Raw genomic sequence first — 23,971 nt, forward strand, 5'->3', positions numbered from 1 at the left:
GCGGGCTCTCGTTACCGGTATCAAAACTCGATAATGATCGTACCCATGACTCAGACAACCGATCCGCCCGGAATTGTTCCCGACCGGGGAAGGCGGAGCGGGTCCGGCGGCGCCATGCTCGCCCTCATCCTGCTCGGGCAGTTCATGGCCATCCTCGACGTCAACATCGTCAACGTGGCGCTGCCGACCATGCGTGCCGACCTGCACGCCTCCGGCGCGGGCATCCAGCTCATCGTGGCCGGGTACATCATCTCCTACGCCGTCCTGCTGATCACGGGGGCCAGGATCGGCGACATCGCGGGCAACCGCCGCGCCTACCACGCCGGCCTCGCGGCGTTCACGGTGACCTCGCTGGCCTGCGGGCTCGCGCCCTCCACCTGGACGCTGGTGGTCTTCCGCTTCCTGCAGGGCGCGGGCGCGGCGCTCATGACGCCGCAGGTCATGTCGATGATCCAGCGGAACTACACGGGCGCGGCGCGGGCGCGCGCGCTCGGCTACTACACGGCCATCATCGCGGGCGGCGTCGTCATCGGGCAGGTGGCGGGCGGCCTGCTGGTCAGCGCGGACCTGTTCGGCACCGGCTGGCGGACGGTCTTCCTCGTGAACGTGCCGATCGGCGTCGCGCTGCTGCTGGTGGGGCCCCGCGTGCTGCCGCGCGACCGGCAGACCCGCGCCGAGATGACCCTGCGCGGCCTCGACCTGCGCGGCCTGGCCACGCTGACCCCGGCGGTGCTGCTGCTGGTCGTCCCGCTGATCCTCGGCCACGAGCTGGGATGGCCGCTGTGGGGGTGGGCGTCGCTCGCCGCGAGCGTGCTCCTGCTGGGCGCGTTCGCCGCCGTGGAACGCGGCGTCGCGGCCCGGGGCAGGCGCCCCCTCATCTCGGGGCGGGTACTGCGCGCGCCGAGGCTGATCCCGGCCTGCGCGGTGCTGGTGTTCGGACCGTGCACGTGGGGCGCGTTCCTGTTCACCACGACCCTGCACCTCCAGGGCGACCTGGGGCTGTCGCCGCTGAAGTCGGGGCTGGCGTTCGTCCCGTGCGTCACCGCGTTCGGCGCGGTCGGGCTGACCTGGCAGCGGCTGCCCGCCCGCTGGCACCGCCGCGTCATCCCGCTCGGGTTCGCGCTGGCCTCGGCCGGCTACCTGTGCGTCGGCCCGCTGGCGGGCGGCGGCGTGCCCTACGAGGTGCTCACCGCGGTCATCGGGTTCGGCCTCGGCGTCCTGCCGATCGTCATCACGGTCGCGCTGACCCACGTCCCCGCCGAGGACGCGGCCGACGCCAGCGGCCTGCTGCTGACGCTCATGCAGATCGGCCAGGTGGTCGGCGTCGCCACGGTCGGGACGCTGTTCCTCACCATGGCCGAGGACGGCGGGTCGACCCGGCACGCCGAGTACGGCACCGGCTGGGCCCTCGCCGCCGTCGTGCTGGTCGGCGCCGCGCTCGCACTGATCCTGGCGCGCGGACAGGCGGAGAAGCCCGGACGTCCCGCGTCCACCGCCGACGATCCGGTGGTGGACGTCGCCCGCTAGGGCGGCGCCCGCCGGGCCGGGCGGCACGGGGGTCCCACAACCCTGGCTCCGGGGAGACAGTGACGATACCTACCGGTTTACTCGAACCGGCGCATGGGCAGAGTCACGGCGCGGCCCACTCGCGAGCTCGGAGCCTGGTGCTCTGGACTGCGAGCCTGGGCCGCGCCACGCTTCCCCGCCCTTGCCCTTCAGCCGGTGACGGCCGCCGCGACCGTCATGCCGCAGTAGGCGGTGCCGAGCCCCGCCGCGATGCTCGCGGCGGCGTTGACGACGGCGTAGAACCGCGCCCCGTCCTCGACGAGGCGCACCGTCTCGTACCCGAACGTGGAGTAGGTGCTCAGCGCGCCGCACAGGCCCGTCCCGGCGAACGACATCACGCCGCCGTCCGCCGGGAGCGCCACGAGGAACCCCAGCAGCGCCGACCCGCAGACGTTGACGGTGAGCGTCCCCCAGGGGAACTCCGAGTCGTGCCGGGCCTGCACGGCCCGGTCGGTGAGGTAGCGGAGCGGGGCACCGAGCGCCGCGCCGAGCGCGACCAGCAGGATCGTCACGGCCGCTCCCCCGACCCGGCGGCCCCGGGCGCGGCGGCGTCGCCCGCGCGGGGCCGGGCGAGCGCGCGGGTCAGCCGCAGCCCGGCGGCCGTCGCGGCGAGCGCGGCGACGAGCGTCGCGGCGAGGTAGCCGAGCGCGGTCCCGGCGGCCTCGGCGTCCACGGCCCGCTGAATGTCCACGACGTAGGTGGAGAACGTCGTGAAGCCGCCCAGCACCCCGACGCCGAGGAAGGGCCGCACCAGCCGGTGCGCCCGCCGGACCTCGGTGATCAGCACCATCAGCACCCCGATCAGCAGGCAGCCGCCGACGTTGATCCCGAAGACCGGCCAGGGGAAGTCCCCGGGCCCGTAGGGGAAGGCGTCGGTCAGCCCGTAGCGGGACAGGGCGCCGACGATCCCGCCCGCCGAGATCGCGCCGAGCGTCGACCACGGGGCCCGGCGAAGCTCGAAGCGCTGCCGGGGGACGTGGAGATCGACGTCGGGGTCGACGAGCGGGCCGGACCCGGCGGCGGACACGCCCTCGTCGTCATCGACCTCGCCGAAGGCGCCGTCGGGGGCTCTCTCGGACACGGGCCACTCCTGCCAGCGACGAACCGGCGACCAGTTTACCGATCACCCCGCCGCCGCCCGGGCACGCCCCGGCCGTCAGCGCTTGGCAGCGGGCCTCGGCAGGGCGCATTGCTTGCCCAGCACGATCCGGTTGCCCTTGCCGAGGCAGCGGGCCAGCAGGTAGGTCTGCTGCCCGTAGTGGATGCCCTGGCGCACGGTGACGTTGCCCTTCCGGTCGACCTCGCACGGGTTGTTGAGCGTGCAGCGCTCGCCGTCGTCGTTGCCGGTGTTGTTGATGCCGACCATCCGGCGGGTCCGGACGTCGATGATCGGCGAGCCGGACGTGCCGTGGATCGTCTGGCACTGGGGCGCGTAGCGGATGGAGTTCTTCCAGGTCCACTCGCCCTCGCGGAGCCGGTAGATCGTCGCGTCGGTCTTGCAGCCGTAGATCTTGTGCCAGTACCCGGACACGATGCGGATCTCGGTGCCGTCGTGCGGCCGGGACGTCGACAGGCGCAGCGCCGGGATGCGGTACCGGCGCTGGATGGCGGCATAGGTGGTGTTCAGCCGGTAGAGCGTGACGTCGGTGTCGGTCATCGTCGCGTACTCGACGCGGGTCGCCTTGAGCGTGCCGAGGTCCTTCTGCCCGTCCGGGGAGAGGAGCGTGAACGTCCGGCTGGACGGCTGGCCGACGATGACCTGGCCCGCCTTCGGCATGCCGGACTCCAGGCAGTGGCCGTTGGTCATCACCAGCGCGGCGTCGGCGTCGCGGGAGCGCGGCCCGCGCACGAGCGACCCCGAGCAGTTGTCGAGCGCGACGATGCCGGTGAAGTCGACCTTGCCGCGTCCACTCTGACCGAGCTGACCGAGCTGCCCGGCCTGCGCCGCGCCGGTCCCGGCCGCGCCGAGCACGGCGGCGCCCGCGGCGACGGCGAGCGCGGCTCCTGCGAGTCGTCTGGTCATGTGGTTCCTCTCGGCGGGCCGGCGCCGACGCGCGGCCGGGGACGACACTGTCCCGCCGGATGCTAGGACATCGCCCGCCGCCGGAGAAGGACAGGACACGCTGAGGAATGGTGACTCCGCTGTGGCTATTCGACGTCCACCCAGCCGTACGTCCGTTCCACGGCTTTCTTCCATCCGGCGTAGCCGTGTTGGCGTTGGTCGTCGGTCCAGGTGGGCTGCCAGCGTTTGTCCTGGTTCCAGTTGGCGCGCAGTTCCTCGGTACCGGTCCAAAAGCCGGTGGCCAGTCCGGCGGCGTAGGCGGCGCCCAGGGCGGTGGTCTCGGCGACGACGGGCCGCGAGACCGGGACGCCCAGGATGTCGGCCTGGAGTTGCATGCACAGTTCGTTGGCGGTGACGCCGCCGTCGACCTTCAGCACCTCCAGGTGGACGCCCGAGTCCTTGGCCATGGCCTCCACCACGTCGCGGGACTGGTAGCAGATGGCCTCCAGGGTGGCGCGGGCCAGGTGGGCGTTGGTGTTGTAGCGCGAGAGGCCGACGATGGCGCCGCGGGCGTCCGAGCGCCAGTAGGGGGCGAACAGGCCGGAGAAGGCGGGCACGAAGTACACCCCGCCGTTGTCGTCCACCTGCCGCGCCAACGCCTCGCTTTGGGCGGCGCCGGAGATGATGCCCAGCTGGTCGCGCAGCCACTGCACCGCCGACCCGGTCACCGCGATCGACCCCTCCAGCGCATACACCGGCCGATCCTGCCCGAACTGGTAGCAGACCGTGGTGAGCATCCCCGCGCGCGACCGCACCAGTTCCTCACCCGTATTGAGAAGCAGGAAGTTGCCGGTGCCGTAGGTGTTCTTGGCCTCGCCGGGCGCGAAGCACACCTGCCCCACCGTGGCCGCCTGCTGATCCCCCAGAATGCCCGTCAACACCACCTCGCCGCCCAACACGTCCGGGCGTGTCACGCCGTAGGGGTCGGGTGCCGAAGAAGGCTTGATGGTGGGGAGCATGGCGTGGGGGATGGTGAAGAACGACAGGAGTTCCTCGTCCCAGTCGAGGGTTTCCAGGTCCATGAGCATGGTGCGGCTGGCGTTGGTGGGGTCGGTGACGTGCACGCCGCCGTCGGTGCCGCCGGTCAGGTTCCACAGCACCCAGCTATCGATGGTCCCGAACACCGCCTCGCCCGCCTCGGCGGCCTCCCGCACGCCCGCCACGTTCTCCAGAATCCACTGGACCTTGCCGCCGGCGAAGTAGGTGGCGGGGGGTAGTCCGGCGCGGTGGCGGATGGTGTCGCCGCGTCCGTCGCGCTCCAGGGCGGCGGCGATGCGGTCGGTGCGGGTGTCCTGCCACACGATCGCGTTGTGGTAGGGGCGGCCGGTGCGGCGGTTCCACACCACCGTGGTCTCGCGCTGGTTGGTGATCCCCAGCGCGGCCAGATCCCCATGACCCAGATGGGCTTTGTTGAGGGTGGTCTGGATCACCGCGCGGGTGCGTTCCCAGATCTCGGTGGGGTTGTGCTCCACCCAGCCCGCCCGCGGCAGGATCTGCTCGTGTTCCAGCTGGTGCCGGGCGACCTCGTTGCCGCCGTGGTCGAACACCATGAACCGGGTACTGGTCGTGCCCTGGTCCAACGCACCGACGAAGTCAGCCATGCGGGCTCTGCCTTTCTCGCGCCGTTTCGCGCTCGGTCATGCCGACGGGGACGGGGGGCCGGTCAGGTGACGTCGTATTCGGGCCTCGGCTCGCCGCCGCCCGGCTGCGGCGGCTCGTCCTCGGGGATGTTGCGCCCGATCAGGAGGATGTAGAGCGCCGCGCCGACGATGGCGCCGATCAGCGGCCCGGCGATCGGCACCCAGAAATAGAAGTCGCCGTGCTGGTCGCGCCAGGCGTCGGAGTATCCGGTGAGGTACTGGGCCAGGCGCGGGCCAAGGTCGCGGGCGGGGTTGATCGCGTACCCGGCGTCGGAGCCGAAGGCCATCCCGATCGCCACCACGACGAGTCCGATGATGAGCGGGGCCATGTTCGCCAGCGGCGGGGAGTTGCGCAGGTCGGTGAGCGCGAGCACGAGGAACAGCAGGATCGCGGTGCCGATCACCTGGTCGCGGAACGCCCCCCAGGTGCCCACCGGAAGCGACCCGTTGCCGGGCATGGTGGAGAACACGAACTGCGTCTTGGCGGTGTGCCCGGGGTCGAACTTCGCGAGGATCTCGCTGTAGTCCCACCGGACGATCAGCGCCGCGACGAACGCCCCGAGGAACTGCGCGACCCAGAACGGCCCGACCTTGCGCCAGGGGAACCCCTTGAACACCGCGAGCGCGAACGTCACGGCCGGGTTGATGTGCCCGCCGCTGATCCGGGCGGAGACGTAGACGCCGAGCGTCACCGCGATGCCCCACGCCCAGGCGATGCTGTCGTGGCCGCCGAGGCTCTGCGGGTCGCCGAGCCCGCTCCCGGCGACGGCCTGGGCGACGACGCCCACGCCGAACAGGATGAGGATCAACGTGCCGGCGAACTCGGCCGCCAGCTCCCGGGCGAGTTCGGGCATCGCGGGCCCACGCGTCATCTGTCCCCCTCAGGATGCGGCGTAGGCCAGCGATCATTCCCACCCGAAGGTCACTTACACGGTCGGTGACCGCACGACTACTCGCTAGTGGCCGCGGAAGGCCTCCTCCAGCCACCAGGCCGGACGCCCGCGCGTGACCTTCGCGTCGACCAGCATCGGGCGGTCGCGGGGACCGGCCAGCCAGTCGGCCACCGCGTCGAGGTCGCCCGGCGCCCGGACGGTCGCGGCGGCGCAGCCGAACCCCCGCCCGATCGCGGCGAGGTCGGCGGGCGGGAACGTGACGGTGTCCAGCGGGTGGCCGTCCGGCCCGAAGTGGTGCCGCTCCGCGCCGTACGCCTCGTCGTCGTAGACGACCACGAGCAGGCCGAGGCCCAGCCGGACGGCCGTCTCCAGCTCCGCGGCGGCCATCAGCGCGCCACCGTCGCCGAGCGCGGCGACCGTCAGCCGGTCGGGCCGGGCCACGGCCGCGCCGATCGCGGTGGCGAGGCCCAGCCCGACCGACTGGAACGCCTGGGTGAACACGAGCCCGTCGGCGTCGGGGACGTCCAGGAACATCGCCGGGTAGCCCATGAAGTTCCCGGAGTCGACGGCGACGGTCCGCTCGCGGGGCAGCAGGGCGTCGAGCGCGATCGTCAGCGTGCGCGGGTCGATGCGGGGGCCGTCGGCGCCGGGCTCCTCGGCGGGGTCCTCCTCGTAGGGGACGTCGCCCCAGCGGCCCTCGCGGGCGAGCCGCGCGGCGACCTCCTCAGTCCGGTAGCCGGTGGCCGCGTGCCCGCGGGCCTCCAGCTCCGCCGTGACGGCGAGCGCGGTCTCGGCGGCGTCGCCGATCAGGCCGAGGTCGACGGGATGGTGCGCGCCGAGCGCCTGGGCGTCCACGTCGACCTGGACGACCCGCGCGTCCCGGCCGACGAGGGCGCCGTGGCGGGTCGTCCACGCGTTCAGCGAGCAGCCCCACCCGACGATCAGGTCGGCGGCGGCGATCAGCTCGGCGGCGGCGGGCGTGGCGAAGCCGCCGCTGACGTCCAGCCCGAACGGGTCGCCGGCGAACAGCCCGCGCGCGACGGCGGAGGTCGCGGGCAGCGCGCCGCAGCGTTCGGCCAGGTCGGCGAGGGCCGGGCCGGCGCCCGACAGCCGCGCGCCGCGTCCGGCGACGAACACCGGCCGCTCCGCGTCCTGGAGCGCGTCGGCGAACCGGGCGACGGCGCCCGCCGTCGGGACGGGCAGCGGCGGCACCGCGGCCGGCCGGGGCCGGTGCCCCGCCTGGTGCCCGGCCTGGTGCCCGGCGAACGGGCGCTCCAGGGCCGCGGGCCCCGGGAACGCGGCGCCCTGGACGTCCAGCGGCAGCCCGAGCAGCACCGTGCGGCGCTCGGCGACGGCGACGCGGCAGGCGCGGGCCACGTCGGCGAGCGCGGTCTCGGGCGAGTGGATCCGCTCGGGGACGGCGCCGACGGCGGCGGCGAGGGCGGCCTGGTCGACGCGGAAGTTGGAGCGGATCTCGGACGCCGCGACCTCTCCCGCCAGCACCAGCAGCGGGGTACGGCTCTTGGCGGCCTCGGTGATGCCGGTGAGCGCGTTGGTGAGGCCGGGGCCCTGGTGCACCGACAGCACGCCGAGGCCGCCGGTGACGCGCGCGTAGGCGTCGGCCATCGTCGCGGCGCCGCCCTCGTGCCGGGCCGCGACGTACCGGGCGCCGCCCGCGACGAGCGCGTTCGTCACGTGGAAGTTGCCGCTGCCGACGACGCCGAAGACGGTGTGGGCGCCGAGCCGGAGCAGGGCCTCGCCGACGCCCTCCGCGACGTTCATCGCTCGACCAGCGCGAGCACGCGGGCCGGGCTGCCCGACCCGCCGACGATGGGCAGCGGCGAGGCGAGCAGCACCGCGCCGCGCGGCGGCAGCAGCGCGAGGTTCTGGAGCTGGGTGAGGCCGTACTTGCCCGCGCCGAGGAAGTAGGAGTGGCAGGGGAACGGCGGGTCGAAGGAGTGCGCGGCGCCCGCGTCGGTGCCGACGGTCTCGGTGCCGAGGCCGAGCAGCGGGGTCTCCTCGGCGAGCCAGCGGGCGCACTCGGCGGAGATCCCCGGCGTGTGCGGGCCGGTCTCGTCGGCGTTGAGGAAGCTCTCCTGGTCGCCGGACCGCGCGTCCCAGCCCGTCCGGTAGAGCAGCCAGCCGCCGGGCGGCAGCGGGCCGTGCGCCCGCTCCCACTCCCGGACGTGGTCGATCTCCAGCAGGAAGTCGGGGTCGGCGGCGGCCTCGGACGAGGCGTCCAGCACCACCGCCGGCGCGACGAGACGGCCGGGCGGGACCTGCGAGACGTCCTCGCCGCCGCGTCCGGTGGCCCAGTGCACGGGCGCGTCGAAGTGGGTGCCGACGTGCTCGCCGGTGGTGAAGTCGTTCCAGTACCAGCCGGGGCCGCGCTCGTCGTAGCGGCTGATCTCCCGGAGCGAGAACGGGACGGTGTTGGCGAACGGCTCGGGGAGTTGCAGGATCGGGGTCCGCTCCGACAGGGGCGCGGTCAGGTCGACGACCTCGACCGTGCCTCCGGCGACGGCGTCGAGGAGCTGGGCGAGCACGGACATCGTTCCTCCGGCGGCACGGGCGGCTGCGGTTCCGGCGTGCACCGAACGTACCGCAGATGGTTCCCTGGGAGAGGCACCCCGGCCGCCCGTCACCAGCGCCCGGGCCCACAGGTTAGGCTTGCCTAATATCGATCGATCATCGGAGGGCGCATGGCGACGGAACCGGCGCGCAGGAGGCCGAAGCTCCACCGTGGGACGGTGCTGCGCACCGAGCGGATCACACCGCACATGATCCGCGTGGTCCTCGGCGGTGAGGCCCTGGCCGGCTTCGGCGCGGGCGACTTCACCGACCACTACGTGAAGCTGCTGTTCCCCCAGCCGGGGGTCACCTACCCCGACCCGCTGGACATGGAGAAGGTCCGGGAGGAGATGCCCCGGGAGCAGTGGCCCACCACGCGGACCTACACCGTCCGCTCGTGGGACCCGGACGCGGTGGAGCTGGTGATCGACTTCGTCCACCACGGCGACAAGGGGCTCGCCGGGCCGTGGGCGGCGCGGGTCACACCGGGCGAGGAGATCTACTTCAACGGGCCGGGCGGCGGCTACGCGCCGCGCGCGGACGCGGGCTGGCACCTGCTGGTCGGGGACGAGAGCGCGCTCCCGGCGATCGCCGCGTCGCTGGAGCGCATTCCCGAGGACGCGCCGGCGCGGGTGTTCGTCGAGGTGGCCGGGCCCGAGGAGGAGCAGGACCTGCGGGCTCCCGGCGGCGCCGAGGTCGTGTGGCTGCACCGGGGCGACGGGGAGGTCGGCGAGCTGCTGGTCGACGCCGTCCGGAAGCTCGACTTCCCCGGCGACGACGTGCACGCGTTCGTGCACGGCGAGGCCAACTTCGTCAAGGCGCTGCGGCGCCACCTGCGCGTCGACCGGGGCCTGCCGCTGGAGCGGCTGTCGATCTCCGGGTACTGGCGGCGGGGCCGCGACGAGGACGGCTGGCAGTCCTCCAAGCGCGAGTGGAACCGCCAGGTCGAGGAGGAAGAGGCCGGCGCGTTGAACTGACCCGCGTTCCGGCGCCGGGGGTCAGGCGGTCGCCTGCTCGGTGCCGCCCGCGCCCGGCCCCTCGTCGTCGGCGAAGCCGGGCAGCCACCGCTCGGCCTCGGCTCGGAAGGGGCCCTCGGCCTCCAGCTGGCACAGTACGCCGCCGCAACCCGAAAGGGCCCGGCTGACCGCGAGGTACTGCGGCGGCAGCCGGAACTGCCGGGCGAGGGCGCCCGGGCGCAGGTCCGAGGCCAGGCCGAGGCCGCGCGCGGTCTGCTCGCGCAGCCACTCGCGCGAGTAGCGGAACCGCGGGGCGGCGAACGGCGCGGCGTGCGGGGCGACGAGCGCGGCGACCTGCTCGGCGTCGACCTCGCCGCCCGGGGCGAGGAAGCCCTGCTCGCGCAGCGCGGCGACGATCTCGTCGGGGTCGCCGAGCGTCCCGATGCGCAGCAGCCGCCCGATCGACCATTGCAGCTCGGCGGGGACGCGCGCGGCGCCGCCGAAGTCCAGGACGCCGAGCCGGCCGTCGTCCAGCAGCCGGAAGTTGCCCGGGTGCGGGTCGATGTGGATCATCTCGCAGCGGGCGGGGCCCGACAGCAGGAAGCGGAACAGCAGCAGGCCCGCGCGGTCGCGCCGGTCCTGGTCGGTCCCGGCGATCACCTGGGAGAGCGGGGTGCCCTCCAGCCACTCGGTGACCAGCACGTCGCCGGCCTGCGCGACGACGGCGGGGACGACGATGTCGGGGTCGCCGGCGTAGGCCTCGTGGAAGGCGGTCTGCGCGCGGGCCTCGTCGGCGTAGTCCAGCTCCTTCTCCAGGCGCCGCTTGAGATCGGCGACGACCGGCTTGACCTCGACGCCGGGGAACAGCGGCGTGAACAGGCGGCTCAGGCGGGAGATCTGGCCGAAGTCGCTCATCACCGCCTGGGCGGCGCCGGGGTACTGCACCTTGACCGCGACGGCGCGCCCGTCGTGCCACACGGCCCGGTGCACCTGCCCGATCGACGCGGCGGCCGCGGGGCGGTCGTCGAACTCGGCGAACCGGTCCCGCCAGCCGTCGCCGAACGCCTCGGCCAGCACCCGGTGGGTGGTCGCGGCGGGCATCGGCGGCGCGGCCTCCTGGAGCCGGGTCAGGCTCGCGCGGAACGGCCCGGCGACCTCCTCGGGCAGCCCCGCCTCGAAGATCGACAGCAGCTGCCCGACCTTCATCGCGCCGCCCTTGAGCTCGCCGAGCACCGCGAAGAGCTGCTCGGCGGTGCGGCGCTGCACCTCCAGCGCGACGGCCTCGGCGGGCCGCCCGATCGTGCGCTTGCCGAGCCCGAGGGCGGTGCGCCCGGCGAAGCCGAGCGGCAGCGTGGCGAGCTTGGCTGTCCGCGTCACGGCGCGGCGGGGGATATCGGTCACGGCCTGCCCTCCCTCGTTCGGCGGCGCGTCGGGGGCTCCAGCCTCTCACGGCCACCGAACACGACAAAGCGGTCATCCGCCCTGCGGGACATTCAGCGTCCGGGACGGCGCGGAGATTCCCCGGCGGCGTCGGTGCCCGCCTCCGCGGCCCCGTCCCCGGACGACCGCAGCAGCAGCGCCACGACCTCCAGCGCCGTGTCGATCTCGGGCCGGTTTCCGCCCAGGTAGTGGGCGTACATGAACGAGTCGGCGACACGGACGATGGCCTGCGCGAGCGTCCGGGTCGGCAGCGGCGCCGCCAGCGCGCCCCGGTCGATCTCGGCTTGCAGCTCGCGGGCGAGCAGCCCGGCGGCGCGGTCCTCGACGGCGCCGGGCATCGTCGCCAGCCGGACGAACAGCCGGGGCTCGCGCTCGGTGAAGGCCCGCAGCGGCGCCGCGTCCACCACCGAGCGCATGAACCGGTCGAGGACGGCGAGGATCCGCTCGGGGCCGCTGCCCTCCACGTCCCGCGCTGCGGCCTGGTAGGTCCGCTCGGTCATCTCGGCGAGCACCGTCGCGAGCAGCCGCTCCCGGCTGCCCACCCAGCGGTAGAGGGTGGCGCGGCCGACGCCGAGGTCGGCGGCCAGCGCGGACATGTCGATCGGCTCGCCGCGCAGGTAGCGGGCCGACGCGGCGGCGAGCGCCCCCTCGGGCCCGTGCGCGCGGACGCCGGGACGGCCGGGCGCGCGGCCCGGCGCGCGGCCGGGGGGCGGGCTGCCGCTCATGCGCTCAGCATGGCACGCCGCGGACGGGCGCGGGGAGGGCCCGGGACGACCCGCCTCGGATCGGGCAGGCCGATGACCGATCGCCATCAAAAGACTACTCAGTGTGATCAAAGGGTAGTTGGGGGATGTGACAGCGAAACAAGGGGGCGCCGGACGCAAGGGCCGGCTGCTCATCATCGGCGGCGCCGAGAACCGGACCTGCGGCGCCGGCCCGCTGGAGACGTTCGCCGGCCTCGCGGGCGGCGAGGACGCCCGGATCGTGGTGGTGACGACGGCCACCGAGGTCCCGGACGAGGTCGTCGAGGAGTACACCGGCGTGTTCGGGCGGCTCGGCGTGGCCTCCGTCCGCGAGCTGCGGCTGCTCGGCCGGGCCGCCGCCGACGACGCCGCCACGCTGCGCGTGCTGGAGGCGGCCGACGGGGTGCTGTTCAGCGGCGGCGACCAGTCCCGGCTGCGGACGCTCGTCGGCTCCCGCACCAACGAGCTGCTCAAGCGCCGCCTCGGCCAGGAGGGCCTGGTCGTCGCCGGGACGAGCGCGGGGGCGACCGCGATGGGCCACTGGATGATCCTCGGCGGCCACGGGCACGAGGTCGCCGCGTCCAGCGTGCGGGTCGGCCCCGGGCTCGCGCTGCTCGACAACGTCCTGATCGACATGCACTTCAACGAGCGGGGCCGGCTGCCGCGGCTGATGAGCGGGATCGCGCTGGACACGCGGCTGCTCGGCGTCGGGATCGACGAGGACACCGCGATCGTGGTGGGCGACGGCCAGTTCGGCGTGGTCGGCACCGGCGTCGTCACCGTCGTGGACGCCGGGCAGGCCACCGTCGCCTACGCCGCCTCGGACGACGAGCCGATGGCGATGTTCGATGTGTCGCTGCACCTGCTGCCCGCCGGCTGCTCGTTCCAGATGAACGACCGGCTCCCGGCGATCGGCACGATGCGCGGCCCGGAGGAGGGATAGCCCGTGCGGCTCGACCATGTGCGCCGCCTGAGCGGCCCCAACGTCTACCTGTCCCGTCCCGTCGCGGTCGCGCGGCTGGACCTGCGGGGCCTGACCGGCCGCGAGACCACCGACCACCCGGGGTTCGCCGACCGGCTGGTGGCGGCGCTGCCGGGGCTGACCTCGCACCACTGCTCGGCGGGCCGCCCCGGCGGGCTGCTGGAGGCGATGGCCAGGGGCACCTACTTCGGCCATGTCACCGAGCACGTCACGCTGGAGCTGTCCGGGCTGATCGGCCGGGAGGTGTACTTCGGCCGGACGGTGCGCGCGGGCGGGCCCGGCGACTACGAGGTGGTGCTGGAGTGCCCGCGCGACGAGCCGCCCGGCTCGGCGGTGGTGGAGGAGCTGATCGGCATCGCGATCCGGCTGGTGAACGGCGCGATCGCGGGGTCGGTGCCCGACCCGTCCGCCGACCTCGCGCGGGTGGCGGCCGGGCACGAGGCCGGGCGGCTCGGCGTGAGCACGGCCGCGCTGGCGCGGGCGGCGCGGCGGCGCGGGATACCGGTCCGCCGGGTCGGCGGGCTGAACCTGCTCCAACTCGGATACGGGCGCCACCGCCGGACGGTGTGGGCGGCGATGACCGACGCCACGTCCGCGATCGGGATGGAGGTCGCGGCCGACAAGCGGCTGACGCACCGGCTGCTCGCGGACGCGGGCCTGCCCGTCCCGGAGGGGCGGGTGGCGGGATCGGCGGCGCAGGCGCTGGAGGCGCTGCGCGAGATCGGCGGGCCGGTGGTGGTCAAGCCGCTGGCCGGGCACCAGGGCGAGGGCGTCCATATCGAGCTGACCGGGCCGACCGAGGTGGTGGCCGCGTTCACGGCGGCGTCGGGGGCCGGGGGCGGCCGGGACGGGGGCGGCGGCGAGGTGCTCGTCGAGTCCTACGTCCCGGGCCGCGACTACCGGGTCCTGGTGGTCGGCGGGCGGGTGGCGGCGGCGGCGGAGCTGACCGCCGCGCGGGTGACCGGCGACGGCGCCGCGACGATCGCCGCGCTGGTGGAGCGGGTCAACGCCGACCCGGCGCGCGGCGCGGGGCACGACCGTCCGCTGACCCGGCTCGCGCTCGGCCCGGCGGAGCTGGCGCTGCTGGCGCGGCAGGGGCACGGGCCGCTGACCGTCCCCGCGGACGGCGAGACGGTGTGGCTGCGCCGCAACGCCAACCTGTCCACCGGCGGCACCGGCCGCGACGTGACCGGCGACGTCCACCCCGACGTGGCGGACCTGTGCGTGCGCGCCGCCGCGACCGTCGGGATGGACGTGTGCGGCATCGACCTGCGGCTGCCCGACATCGCCTCCGCGCCGCCCGCCGAGCGCGGCGCCGCCGGAATCCTGGAGGTCAACGCCGCGCCGGGGCTGCGCATGCACCTGGCCCCGCACGAGGGCCCCGGGCGGGACGTCGCCGCCGACATCGTCGGGCTGCTGTACCCGGAGGGGACGCCGTCGCGGGTGCCGGTCGTGTCGGTCACCGGCACCAACGGCAAGACCACCACGGTCCGGATGATCGCGCGCATGCTGGAGCTGAGCGGCACGCGCACCGGAATGACCAGCACCGACGGCGTGTACGTGGGCGGGCGGCTCGTCCACCGGTCCGACGCGTCCGGGCCGAGGTCGGCGGAGATGGTGCTCGGCGACCGGTCGGTGGAGGCGGCGGTGCTGGAGACGGCGCGCGGCGGGATCGTCCGGCGCGGCCTCGGCTATGACCGCGCGGACGTCGCGGTCGTCACCAACATCACCCGCGACCACCTCGGCATGGACGGCACCGAGTCGCTGGCCGACCTGGTGGAGATCAAGGCGCTGGTCGCCGAGGAGATCCGCCGGGGCGGGCACCTCGTCCTCAACGCCGAGGACGCGGGCGCGGCGGGCCTCGCCGACCGCCGGGCGGTCCGCGAGCGGGAACCGGTGCTGCGCTACTTCGCGCTGTCGCCGGACGCGCCGGGGATCGCCGCGCACCTGCGGGACGGCGGCACCGCCTACTTCGTCGAGGGCGGCCGGCTGACCGAGGCGAGCGGCGACCGCCGCGTCGAGATCCTGCCGGTGGAGGAGGTGGCGGGCGCGTTCGGCGGGCACGCGCGGCACGTCGTCGCGAACGCGCTGGCTGCGGCCGCCGCCGCGCGGGCCCTCGGCGTCCCGGTCGAGGTGCTGGCCGAGGCGCTGCGGTCGTTCGAGCCGCACACCCGCAACCCCGGCCGGGGCTGCGTGTACCGGGTCGGCGACCACCCCGTCCTGGTCGACTACGCGCACAACCCGGCGGCGGTCGCCGCGATGGGCGCGTTCGTCGAGCGGCGCTGGGGGCGGACCGGCGTCGCCGCCGTCACGCTGCCGGGCGACCGGTGCGACGCGCTGGTCGCCGAGACCGCCCGCGCCGTCGCCGGGACGTTCGACCGCGTCGTCGTCTACGAGGACGAGGACCTGCGGGGCCGCCGGTCCGGGGAGATGACCCGGCTGATCGTCGAGGGGCTGCGGGAGCGCCGCCCGGACGTGCGCCACCATCCGGCGGGCGACCTCAAGGGCGCGCTGACCTCGGCGCTCGACCTCGCCGCCCCGGGCGAGCCGGTGCTGCTGCTCTACGAGAAGCTGGAGCCGGTCGCCGAACTGCTCGACACGCTCGGCGCCGTCCCCGCGCCCTAGCCCGCGCCCTGGCCCGCGCCCGTCCCGGCACCGGGATCGCCGGGACGGCAGAGCTCGCGCGGGGGCCGCAGGAACGCGGTGGCGACCGCGAGCAGCGCCAGCGCGACGACGCCGTCCAGCCAGTAGTGGTTGGCGGTGGCGACCACGACCATGGTCGTCGCGACCGGATGCAGGATCCACAGCCACCGCCACCGCGTCCGGGAGGCGGCGACGAGCCCGAGCGCGATCACGGCGGCCCAGCCGATGTGCAGCGACGGCATCGCCGCGTACTGGTTGGCCATCGTGTCGGTCTGCGGCGCCCCGTACACGGCGGGACCGTACCGCGCGCCGGTGTCGATCATGCCCGTCGCGGTCAGCATCCGCGGCGGGGCGAGCGGGACGACCAGGTGCAGGACGAGCCCCGCGCCGGTGAGCGCGACCACGATCCGCCGGACCCACCGGTAGTGGCCGGGGCGGCGCAGGTAGATCCAGAGCAGGAACGCCGCCATCGCCGGGAAGTGCACGGCCGCGTAGTAGGTGTTGGCGGCGTGCACGAGGAGGTCGCTGTGCAGCAGCCCGTGCTGGACCCCGGTCTCGCTCGGCAGTTCCAGGGCGCGTTCCAGGTCCCACACGCGGCGCGCGTTGCCGAACGCCTCCGCCACCCGTCCGCTGGACAGCAGCCGTCCGAGCTTGTAGACGCCGAACAGCGCGGCGATCAGCAGCAGTTCCCGGACGGGGCGGGGCCGGCCGCCCGGCGACGGCCGCGCCCGCCCGCGCAGCCGCGGGAACGGCCGGGCGGGCCGGGACGGCCGGTCCAGGAGCCTCATCCGCCGTCCTTCCTCCCGTCAGGGCGCCGCCGCCGGGCGGCGGTTCGCCCGGCGGATGCCGAAGCCTCTCATCTCCGGCGCCCGCACGGGTGACGGCGCGCGCCGGTCGTCCCGGGCGCGGCCGGTGGGAGGAGGGCAAGGAGACCACCGTAGAGCCGTCTTGCAGTCGCGGCAAAGTTTCACGAACTGCCAGATTACGTGACCTGTATCTCAGTGATCAGTTCGGTGGGGGAAAGAAAGACCTCTTCCGGCCGGGGGCCGGGCCGCACCGTCAGGCGAGGGGCAGGCCGACGTAGTTCTCGGCGAGCGTCGTCGCGGCGGCCTCGGAGGAGGCCACGTAGTCCAGGTGCGAGCGCTGGAGCCGCAGCGCGAAGGGATCGGCGGCCGGATCGACGTGCAGCAGCGTGGTCATCCAGTACGAGAAGTGCTCGGCCCGCCAGGCGCGCCGCAGGCAGGCGGCGGAGTAGCCGTCCAGCAGCGTCTCCGAGCCCGACGCGTACCGCTCGGTCAGCGCCCGCGCGAGGACCGTCACGTCCGCCACCGCCAGGTTCAGGCCCTTGGCGCCCGTCGGCGGGACGATGTGCGCCGCGTCCCCGGCCAGGAACAGCCGGTCGTGGCGCATCGGCTCGGCGACGAAGCTGCGCATCGGCGTGATCGACCGGTCGGTGACCGGGCCCTGCCGCAGCTCCCAGCCGTCGTCGGTCGCGAACCGGGCGGCCAGCTCGTCCCAGATGCGGGTGTCGGGCCAGGCGGAGAGGTCCTCGTCCGGGGAGACCTGGAGGTACAGGCGGCTGACCTTCGGGGAGCGCAGGCTGTGCAGCGCGAACCCGCGATCGTGGTTGGCGTAGATCAGCTCGTCGGTGGACGGCGGGACGTCGGCGAGGATGCCGAGCCAGGCGAACGGGTACTCGCGGGAGAACGTCCGCAGGCCCGGGACGGTCGGGCGGCTGACGCCGTGGAACCCGTCGCAGCCCGCGATGTAGTCGCACTCCAGCGTGTGGGTCCGCCCGTCCTGCCGGTACGTCACGCTGGGCGCGGACGCGTCGATCTCCAGCACCTCCGCCTCGAACCGGACGTCGCCGCCGTCGGCGAGCCGCAGCGCGACGAGGTCCTTGACGATCTCGGTCTGGGCGTAGACGGTGACGGTCCGGCCGGTCAGGTCGGTGAGCGGGATCCGGTGGCCCGCCCCGCCGAACCGCAGCTCAAGCCCGTGGTGGACGAGGCCCTCCCGGTCGAGCCGCTCCCCCGCGCCGCTCTCGCGCAGCACGTCGGTCGTGCCCTGCTCCAGCATCCCGGCGCGCTGCCGCCGCTCGACGTAGTCGCGGTCGCGGCCCTCCAGCACCACCGACGCGATCCCCCGCCGGTGCAGCAGATGGGACAGCAGCAGTCCGGCCGGGCCACCGCCGACGATCGCGACCTGGGTACGCATCGAGCCTCCTCGTCTTCGCCTCACCCAGCGATGCTCGCTGGTATCGCCGCTGGTTCAGGCGTTGGCGTTCCGGTCAACGGAAAACATGTCCGGACGCCCGCGCCAGTGCGCGGCGACGTCGCGGGACAGCGCCCGCGCCGCCGTCGTCAAGGGTGGCAGCAGCCGGCGCGGATCGGCGCCGCGGGTCCGGGCGACCAGCGACAGCGCGGCGACGACCTCGCCGTCGAAGTCGCGGACGGGGGCGCCGACGGACGAGGCGCCGAGCGTCATCTCGTCCCGGGTGATCGCGAAACCGGTGCGGCGCACCTGCTCCAGGCTCTCGCGCAGCTCGGCGGGGTCGGTGATGGAGCGGGCCGCGTGCCGGGTCAGCCCGGCCGCGATCAGCTCCTCCAGCACCTCCGGCGGCGCGTGCGCGAGCAGCACCTTGCCGAGGCCGGTGGTGTGCAGCGGCAGCGTCTGCCCGACCTGGGTGAGGACGGGCACCGACCGGGTGCCGCGCAGCCGCTCGACGACCAGCACCCGCAGGTCGCGCCGCACGGCGAGCTGGACGTTGTCGTGCGTGGCCTCGTAGAGGTCCTCCATGTGCGGCAGCGCCAGCTCCCGCAGGCCGGTGACGGCGGGCGCCTGGCTGCCGATGCGCCAGAGCCGGGTGCCGATGCGGTACGTCCCGTCCGGCACCCGCTCCAGGAACCCGCCGGCGGCCAGCTCCCCGACGAGGCGGTGGCCGGTGGCGAGCGGCAGCCCTGCGCGGCGGCAGATCTCGCTGAGGTTCAGGCGGACGTCACCGAGCGCGAAGGCGTTCAGGATCGCCATCACCTTGCCCGTCACGCTGCTCGGACGCCCCCGCTCCACCGCCGTTCCCCTCCCGGTCGCCGCGGTCGCGGCTCTCACTCCTCCTCGGCCAGTACCCGCTGAGCGACGCCGAATGCCGAGTTCGCGGCCGGGACCCCGCAGTAGATCGCCGTCTGGAGGAGCACCTCCTTGATCTCGTCGCGGGTCAGGCCGTTGCGGCGCGCGGCGCGGACGTGCATGGCGAGCTCGTCCAGGTGGCCCCCGGCGACCATCGCGGTCAGCGTGATACAGCTGCGGGTCCTGCGGTCCAGGCCCGGGCGGGACCAGATCTCGCCCCACGCGTACCGGGTGATCATGTCCTGGAAGTCGGCGGTGAAGGCGTCGGTGCGGGCGACGGCCCGGTCGACGTGGGCGTCGCCGAGCACCTCCCGTCGGGTGACCATCCCTTGGGCGTGGCGCTGCCTGTCGGTGAGTTCGCGTTCGTCGCTCATCGGGCGGGTCCCTTCGCCGTGCGGTCGAGGTGCGCGGTGATCACCGCGGTGACGGGGCCGGGCCGCTCGGCGTTCGCCAGGTGCGCGGCGTCCTCCACGACCGTCAGCTCCGCCCCCGGGATGCCGGCGGCGAGCACGTCGGCGTGGCCGGACGGCGGGGTCGCGACGTCCCGGGCCCCGGCGACCACGAGGGTGGGCGCGGTGATCTCGCCGAGCCGCCCGGCGGCGTCGAAGCGGGCGAGGGCCTCGCAGCAGGCGGCGTAGCCCTCGGGGTCGGTCGCGCGGAGCATCGCCACGTACGGCGCGGCGCCGGTGAACCCGGGCGTGAACCAGCGCCCCGGAGCCGAGTCGGCGAGCGACCCCACGCCCTCGCGCCGGACCAGCGCGGCCCGCTCGTGCCACGGCCCCGCCTCGCCGAAGGTGGGCGACGTGCAGCACAGGACGAGGGAGGCGACGCGGGCCGGGTGGCGCAGCGCGAGCGCCGTGCCGACGCCGCCGCCGAGCGACACCCCGGCGTAGGCGGCCTCGGCGACGCCGAGCCCGTCCAGGAGCGCGGCGACGCCGTCGGCGAGGTCCTCGACGGTGAACGGGCCGTCCGGGGCCGGCGCGGCGCCGTGGCCGGGCAGGTCGTAGCGCAGGACGCGGCGCGTCCGGGCCAGCTCGGGCAGCTGCGGCAGCCACAGGTCCGCCGAGGTGCCGAGGGACGGGCCGAGGACGACGAGCGGCGCGTCGTCCGGGCCGTCGAGCCGGTACCGGGGCACGCCGGACGGGCCGAACGCCCTGAATCGGCCGGGCTGGTCTGGCTGGGTCACGCGAGGTTCCTCCGGTAGGCGTCAAGGGCACGGTCGACGAGGCCGGGCGCGGCGCCGGGGCCGGGGTCCGCGCCGAGCACGTCCAGCAGGCCGGCGAGGTTGGCGCGCATGCGGTCCGGGCGGACCTCCAGCCCGCCGACCAGCTCGGCGGCGGTCTCGGCGGCGCCGCCGGTGAGACGCAGGCACTCGCGCAGCGGCTGCCACTCGGCGTGCCACTCCCCCGCGGGCCGCTCCAGCGGCGCGGCCTGCGCGGCCAGCACCACCTGCGCGTAGGCGGGGACCTGCAACGCGGCCGACCGCACCAGCGTCGCCAGCGCCGGGTTCCGCTTGTGCGGCATGGCCGAGGAGCCGCCCCGGCCGGGCCCGGCGGCCTCGGCGACCTCGTCCACCTCGCTCTGCGCGAGCAGCCACACATCGGTGCCGATCTTGCCGAGCGCCCCGGCGACCAGCGCCAGCGCGGCGGCGAGGTCGGCGACCGGGCCGCGCCGGGTGTGCCAGGGCAGGACGGGCCGCGCCAGGCCCGTCTCGTCGGCGAACGCGTCGGCGAGGTCGAGGGCCCGGTCGCCGTGGGCGTCCAGCGTCCCGGCGGCGCCGCCGAGCTGCGCGGGCAGCGGCACGGAGCCGAGCCGGTCGCGGGCCTCCAGGACGCCGACCAGCCAGCCGGCGGCCTTCGCGCCGAACGTCGTCGGCAGCGCCTGCCTCCCGAGCGTCCGGCCCGCCATCGGCGTGTCGCGGTACCGCTCGGCGAGCCCGGCCAGCGCGTCCAGGGCCCGGTCGAGATGGGCGAGCGTCCCGCGCCGGGCGCGGGACGCGACGATCATCGCGCCGGTGTCGACGATGTCCTGGCTGGTGGCGCCCTTATGGACGTGCCTGCCCGCGTCCCCGGCCAGGCCCCGCAGGTCCGCGACCAGCGGGACGACGGGGTTGCCCGCCCCCCGGGCCCGCCGCGCGACGTCCACCAGGTCGATCCGGCCGGACGCGGCGGCCGCCGCGATCGCGTCCGCCGCGTCCGCGGGGACGATCCCGAGGCGCGCCTGGGCGCGGGCGAGGGCCGCCTCGGCGTCCAGCATCGCCGTGAGGTAGGCGCCGTCGCCGGTGGCGGCCTCCGCCTCCGTCCCGGCGCGGACGGGCGACAGCAGCCCCGCGTCCGGCGCGGGGGGCGAACCCTCGGAAGGCCCCTCAGAACGCAAGGAAGACCGTCTCCCGCTCGCCCTGGAGGCGCACGTCGAACCGGTACTCGCGGTCCCCGGCGGGCTCGGCGACCAGCGTCGCGCGGCGGTCCTCGGGGACCTCGGCGAGCAGCGGGTCGGACGCGTGGGACGCCGCGTCCTCGGGGAAGTACAGCCGGGTCGCGACGGGCTTGAGCAGCCCCCGGGCGAACACCAGCACGGCGATGTAGGGCGCGCCGGCCCCGGTCGCGCCGGGCTTGACCGTGCGGAACCAGAAGCCCCCGGCGGCGTCGGTGCCGCAGCGGCCGAAGCCGGAGAACCCGTGCCCGGCCCGCTCGATCGCGCCGGGCCGGCGCGGGACCTCGCCGGTCTCGTCGGCCTGCCAGATCTCCACCAGCGCGTCGGGCACCGGGTCTCCGGCGCCGTCGAGCACCCGGCCCCGGACGGTGATCGCGTCCGGCCGCCAGCCGGGGACGACCTCGGGCCCCGCCGGATACGGCAGCGCGTAGCCGAAGAACGGCCCGACGGTCTGCGAGGGCGTCAGCCCCGGGGTCGTGCGCGGCGTCGCGGGCGTCCCGGCCGCCTCGGACGGCGCCGCCTGTGCTGGGGTGGTCATCAGGTCTCCATCGGAGTGTCGCCGAGCACGATGTCCCACTGGTAGCCGAGCGCCCACTCGGGTTCGGTGGTGTCCATGTCGAACCGGGAGACGAGCCGCTCGCGGGCCTTCACGTCCGGGATCGACTGGAAGATCGGGTCGTAGGCGAACAGCGGGTCGCCCGGGAAGTACATCTGCGTGACGAGCCGCTGCGTGAACGCGGTGCCGAACACCGAGAAGTGGATGTGGGCGGGCCGCCAGGCGTTCGGGTGGTTGCGCCACGGGTAGGCGCCCGGCTTGATCGTGACGAACCGGTAGCGGCCGTCGGAGCCGGTGAGGCAGCGGCCCGCGCCGGTGAAGTTCGGGTCGAGCGGCGCGGGGTGCTGGTCGCCGAGGTGGGCGTAGCGGCCCGCCGCGTTCGCCTGCCAGACCTCCACCAGCGCGTCCGGGACGGGGCGTCCGGAGCCGTCCAGCACCCGGCCGGTCACGACGATCCGCTCCCCGAGCGGCTCGCCGGAATGCTGGCGGGTCAGGTCCTCGTCGAGCCGTCCGAGCTCGTGGTGGCCGAACACCGGCGAGGTCAGCTCGACGCTGTCGGGGCCGAGCTTCGGCATGACCAGGTCCCGGGCGGGAGCGCGCAGGACCGTGCTCCGGTAGTCCGGCGACAGGTACGGGGGGTGCGTCATGCCGTGCCTCCTTCCGCGGCGGTCTCGGGAATCCGCACGTCCAGCGCGGGCCCGGTGGCCGCCTGGACCTCCTCCGGCGACACGCCGGGCGCGGTCTCGACGAGGACGAGGCCGCCGCCGGTCACGTCCAGGACGCCGAGGTCGGTGATGATCCGGTCGACGCAGCGGGCGCCGGTCAGCGGCAGCGTGCACTCCTCCACGATCTTGGGCGAACCGTCCTTGGCGGTGTGCCCCATCACGACGACCACCTTGCGGGCGCCGTGCACGAGGTCCATCGCCCCGCCCATCCCCTTGATCATCTTACCGGGGACGGACCAGTTGGCCAGGTCGCCCCGGGCCGAGACCTGCATCGCGCCGAGGACGGCGATGTCGATGTGGCCGCCGCGGATCATGCCGAACGACAGCGAGGAGTCGAAGCAGGCGGCGCCGGGCAGCGCCGTCACCGTCTCCTTGCCCGCGTTGATCAGGTCGGGGTCGACCTCGTCCTCGGTCGGGTAGGGCCCGACGCCGAGGATCCCGTTCTCGGCGTGCAGCACCACGTGCCTGCCCTCCGGGACGTACCCGGGGATCAGCGTCGGGAGCCCGATGCCGAGGTTGACGTAGGCGCCGTCGGGCAGCTCGGCCGCGGCGCGCGCGGCGATCTCGTTCCTGGACCAGGGCATCAGCGCACCGTCCGCTTCTCGATGGGCTTGTCGGCGGCCTGCTCGGGGGTCAGCTCGACGACCCGCTGAACGAACACGCCCGGCAGGTGCACGGCGTCCGGGTCGATGTCGCCGGGCTCCACGAGCCGCTCGACCTCGGCCAGCGTCACCCGGCCCGCCATCGCGGCGAGCGGGTTGAAGTTGCGGGCGGCCTTGTCGAACACGAGGTTGCCGTGCCGGTCGCCGACCGCCGCGCGGACGAGCGCGAAGTCGGTGCGGATGCCCTCCTCCAGCACGTACTCGCGGCCGTCGAACTCGCGGACCTCCTTGGCGGGCGAGGCGACCGCGACGCCGCCGCCCGGCGTGTACCGCCACGGCAGGCCGCCGTCCGCGACCTGGGTGCCGACCCCGGCGGGGGTGTAGAAGGCGGGGATGCCCGCGCCACCCGCGCGCAGCCGCTCGGCGAGCGTGCCCTGCGGCATCAGCTCGACCTCGATCTCACCGGCGAGGTACTGGCGGGCGAACTCCTTGTTGTCGCCCACATAGGAGCCCATCGCGCGGGCGATCCGCCCCGCGCCGAGGAGCTGCCCGAGGCCGCGCCCGTCCAGCCCGCAGTTGTTGGAGACGATCCGCAGGTCCCGCGCGCCATGATCGTGCAGGGCCGAGATCAGGACCGTCGGCACCCCGCAGAGCCCGAACCCGCCGACGGCCAGCGACGCGCCGTCCCCCACGTCGGCGACGGCGTCCGCCGCCGAGGCCACGACCTTGTCCATGTGCCTCCCATTCCCCCCGGCGGGCCGTCCTGGCACGCCTGCCCGGCGCGCCACGCGGACCGCCGACCTGTCCCACCCTGGCAGCCGCCCCGGCCGGTGAGGCGCCCGGCTTTCCGGTCAGTGGAAAATCCGGCCCCGGAACGGGCCTCCCCAAGGCGACCGGCGATCCGAAAGGTGAACAGAACCCGGGCAGACGACGGGACACCGCAGAGACGCCCCGAACCCGGGAAGGCGACCCGAACGCGCAGAGACCACCCGAACGCGGAAGGACAACCGGCCCTCAGGCAGGCGACCGGACG

General features: G+C 74.9%; 23 protein-coding genes. 4 read left to right on the top strand and 19 right to left on the bottom strand.

The window, feature by feature from the left end:
* Positions 1-45 precede the first annotated feature (45 nt).
* Positions 46-1,527: an MFS transporter gene (locus K2F47_RS32945; protein ID WP_242909963.1), complete on the top strand. Its 1,482-nt coding sequence runs from the start codon at positions 46-48 to the stop codon at positions 1,525-1,527.
* A gap of 188 nt (positions 1,528-1,715) precedes the next feature.
* Here the strand turns inward: K2F47_RS32945 and K2F47_RS32950 are convergent, their stop codons facing one another.
* The 7 genes from K2F47_RS32950 to K2F47_RS32980 all read right to left on the bottom strand — a co-directional run bounded on the left by K2F47_RS32950 (position 1,716) and on the right by K2F47_RS32980 (position 8,713).
* Positions 1,716-2,078: a fluoride efflux transporter FluC gene (locus tag K2F47_RS32950; protein ID WP_242909964.1), complete on the bottom strand. Its 363-nt coding sequence runs from the start codon at positions 2,076-2,078 to the stop codon at positions 1,716-1,718.
* On the bottom strand, positions 2,075-2,647 hold the full coding sequence (locus tag K2F47_RS32955) for a fluoride efflux transporter FluC (RefSeq protein ID WP_308198506.1): 573 nt from the start codon (positions 2,645-2,647) through the stop codon (positions 2,075-2,077). Before K2F47_RS32955 ends, K2F47_RS32950 begins: the two co-directional genes overlap by 4 nt.
* 75 nt (positions 2,648-2,722) lie before the next feature.
* Positions 2,723-3,589 (bottom strand): S1 family peptidase, encoded by an 867-nt coding sequence (locus K2F47_RS32960; RefSeq protein ID WP_242909966.1) that lies wholly within the window; start codon positions 3,587-3,589, stop codon positions 2,723-2,725.
* Positions 3,590-3,714: 125 nt separating this feature from the next.
* Positions 3,715-5,229, bottom strand: a complete 1,515-nt coding sequence (glpK, locus tag K2F47_RS32965; protein ID WP_242909968.1) for a glycerol kinase GlpK — start codon at positions 5,227-5,229, stop codon at positions 3,715-3,717.
* A gap of 62 nt (positions 5,230-5,291) precedes the next feature.
* Positions 5,292-6,140: an MIP/aquaporin family protein gene (locus K2F47_RS32970; RefSeq protein WP_242909969.1), complete on the bottom strand. Its 849-nt coding sequence runs from the start codon at positions 6,138-6,140 to the stop codon at positions 5,292-5,294.
* Positions 6,141-6,224: 84 nt separating this feature from the next.
* Entirely contained in the window at positions 6,225-7,943 is a 1,719-nt protein-coding gene (locus tag K2F47_RS32975; protein WP_242909970.1) for a thiamine pyrophosphate-binding protein, read from the bottom strand.
* Positions 7,940-8,713, bottom strand: coding sequence for a cyclase family protein (locus K2F47_RS32980; RefSeq protein ID WP_242909971.1), 774 nt, complete (start codon positions 8,711-8,713; stop codon positions 7,940-7,942). Before K2F47_RS32980 ends, K2F47_RS32975 begins: the two co-directional genes overlap by 4 nt.
* Before the next feature lie 150 nt (positions 8,714-8,863).
* On the opposite strand from K2F47_RS32980, the gene K2F47_RS32985 reads away from it, so the two are divergent.
* Positions 8,864-9,709, top strand: coding sequence for a siderophore-interacting protein (locus K2F47_RS32985; RefSeq protein WP_242909973.1), 846 nt, complete (start codon positions 8,864-8,866; stop codon positions 9,707-9,709).
* 21 nt (positions 9,710-9,730) lie between these two features.
* Here the strand turns inward: K2F47_RS32985 and K2F47_RS32990 are convergent, their stop codons facing one another.
* Both K2F47_RS32990 and K2F47_RS32995 read right to left on the bottom strand, forming a co-directional pair.
* Entirely contained in the window at positions 9,731-11,089 is a 1,359-nt protein-coding gene (locus K2F47_RS32990) for an ABC1 kinase family protein (RefSeq protein WP_242909975.1), read from the bottom strand.
* Between the two features lie 92 nt (positions 11,090-11,181).
* Entirely contained in the window at positions 11,182-11,853 is a 672-nt protein-coding gene (locus K2F47_RS32995) for a QsdR family transcriptional regulator (protein WP_242909976.1), read from the bottom strand.
* A gap of 127 nt (positions 11,854-11,980) precedes the next feature.
* Here K2F47_RS32995 and K2F47_RS33000 point away from each other — a divergent pair, with 127 nt between their 5' ends.
* Together K2F47_RS33000 and cphA are read left to right on the top strand one after the other, a co-directional pair.
* On the top strand, positions 11,981-12,814 hold the full coding sequence (locus tag K2F47_RS33000) for a cyanophycinase (RefSeq protein ID WP_242909977.1): 834 nt from the start codon (positions 11,981-11,983) through the stop codon (positions 12,812-12,814).
* A 3-nt stretch (positions 12,815-12,817) separates the two neighbouring features.
* The gene (gene cphA / locus K2F47_RS33005) at positions 12,818-15,478 is read left to right on the top strand and encodes a cyanophycin synthetase (RefSeq protein ID WP_242909978.1); all 2,661 of its coding nucleotides are present in this window, start codon (positions 12,818-12,820) and stop codon (positions 15,476-15,478) included.
* Here cphA and K2F47_RS33010 read toward each other — a convergent pair.
* The 10 genes from K2F47_RS33010 to K2F47_RS33050 all read right to left on the bottom strand — a co-directional run bounded on the left by K2F47_RS33010 (position 15,475) and on the right by K2F47_RS33050 (position 23,672).
* Entirely contained in the window at positions 15,475-16,284 is an 810-nt protein-coding gene (locus K2F47_RS33010) for a phosphatase PAP2 family protein (RefSeq protein ID WP_242909979.1), read from the bottom strand. The genes cphA and K2F47_RS33010 overlap by 4 nt on opposite strands.
* Positions 16,285-16,555: 271 nt before the next feature.
* Positions 16,556-17,713 carry a 4-hydroxybenzoate 3-monooxygenase gene (locus K2F47_RS33015; RefSeq protein ID WP_242909980.1) on the bottom strand — a complete coding sequence of 386 codons (1,158 nt, stop codon included), beginning with the start codon at positions 17,711-17,713 and terminating at the stop codon, positions 16,556-16,558.
* Between the two features lie 54 nt (positions 17,714-17,767).
* Positions 17,768-18,604, bottom strand: a complete 837-nt coding sequence (locus tag K2F47_RS33020; protein WP_242909981.1) for an IclR family transcriptional regulator — start codon at positions 18,602-18,604, stop codon at positions 17,768-17,770.
* Positions 18,601-18,996, bottom strand: a complete 396-nt coding sequence (gene pcaC / locus K2F47_RS41595; protein WP_308198507.1) for a 4-carboxymuconolactone decarboxylase — start codon at positions 18,994-18,996, stop codon at positions 18,601-18,603. Before pcaC ends, K2F47_RS33020 begins: the two co-directional genes overlap by 4 nt.
* Positions 18,993-19,808 carry a 3-oxoadipate enol-lactonase gene (gene pcaD, locus K2F47_RS33025; RefSeq protein WP_308198508.1) on the bottom strand — a complete coding sequence of 272 codons (816 nt, stop codon included), beginning with the start codon at positions 19,806-19,808 and terminating at the stop codon, positions 18,993-18,995. Before pcaD ends, pcaC begins: the two co-directional genes overlap by 4 nt.
* Positions 19,805-20,998: a 3-carboxy-cis,cis-muconate cycloisomerase gene (pcaB, locus tag K2F47_RS33030; protein WP_242909983.1), complete on the bottom strand. Its 1,194-nt coding sequence runs from the start codon at positions 20,996-20,998 to the stop codon at positions 19,805-19,807. The genes pcaD and pcaB overlap by 4 nt, the downstream gene beginning before the upstream one ends.
* Entirely contained in the window at positions 20,988-21,593 is a 606-nt protein-coding gene (gene pcaG / locus K2F47_RS33035) for a protocatechuate 3,4-dioxygenase subunit alpha (protein WP_242909985.1), read from the bottom strand. Before pcaG ends, pcaB begins: the two co-directional genes overlap by 11 nt.
* Positions 21,593-22,258 (bottom strand): protocatechuate 3,4-dioxygenase subunit beta, encoded by a 666-nt coding sequence (gene pcaH / locus K2F47_RS33040; RefSeq protein ID WP_242909987.1) that lies wholly within the window; start codon positions 22,256-22,258, stop codon positions 21,593-21,595. Before pcaH ends, pcaG begins: the two co-directional genes overlap by 1 nt.
* Complete coding sequence (locus K2F47_RS33045; RefSeq protein ID WP_242909989.1) at positions 22,255-22,920, bottom strand: CoA transferase subunit B; 666 nt, start codon at positions 22,918-22,920, stop codon at positions 22,255-22,257. Before K2F47_RS33045 ends, pcaH begins: the two co-directional genes overlap by 4 nt.
* A complete protein-coding gene (locus tag K2F47_RS33050; protein ID WP_242909990.1) occupies positions 22,920-23,672 on the bottom strand; it encodes a CoA transferase subunit A in 753 nt (250 codons plus the stop codon). The genes K2F47_RS33045 and K2F47_RS33050 overlap by 1 nt, the downstream gene beginning before the upstream one ends.
* Between the last annotated feature and the right edge of the window lie 299 nt (positions 23,673-23,971).

It is taken from the genome of Actinomadura terrae, assembly GCF_022751215.1.
Lineage (GTDB): Bacteria > Actinomycetota > Actinomycetes > Streptosporangiales > Streptosporangiaceae > Spirillospora > Spirillospora terrae.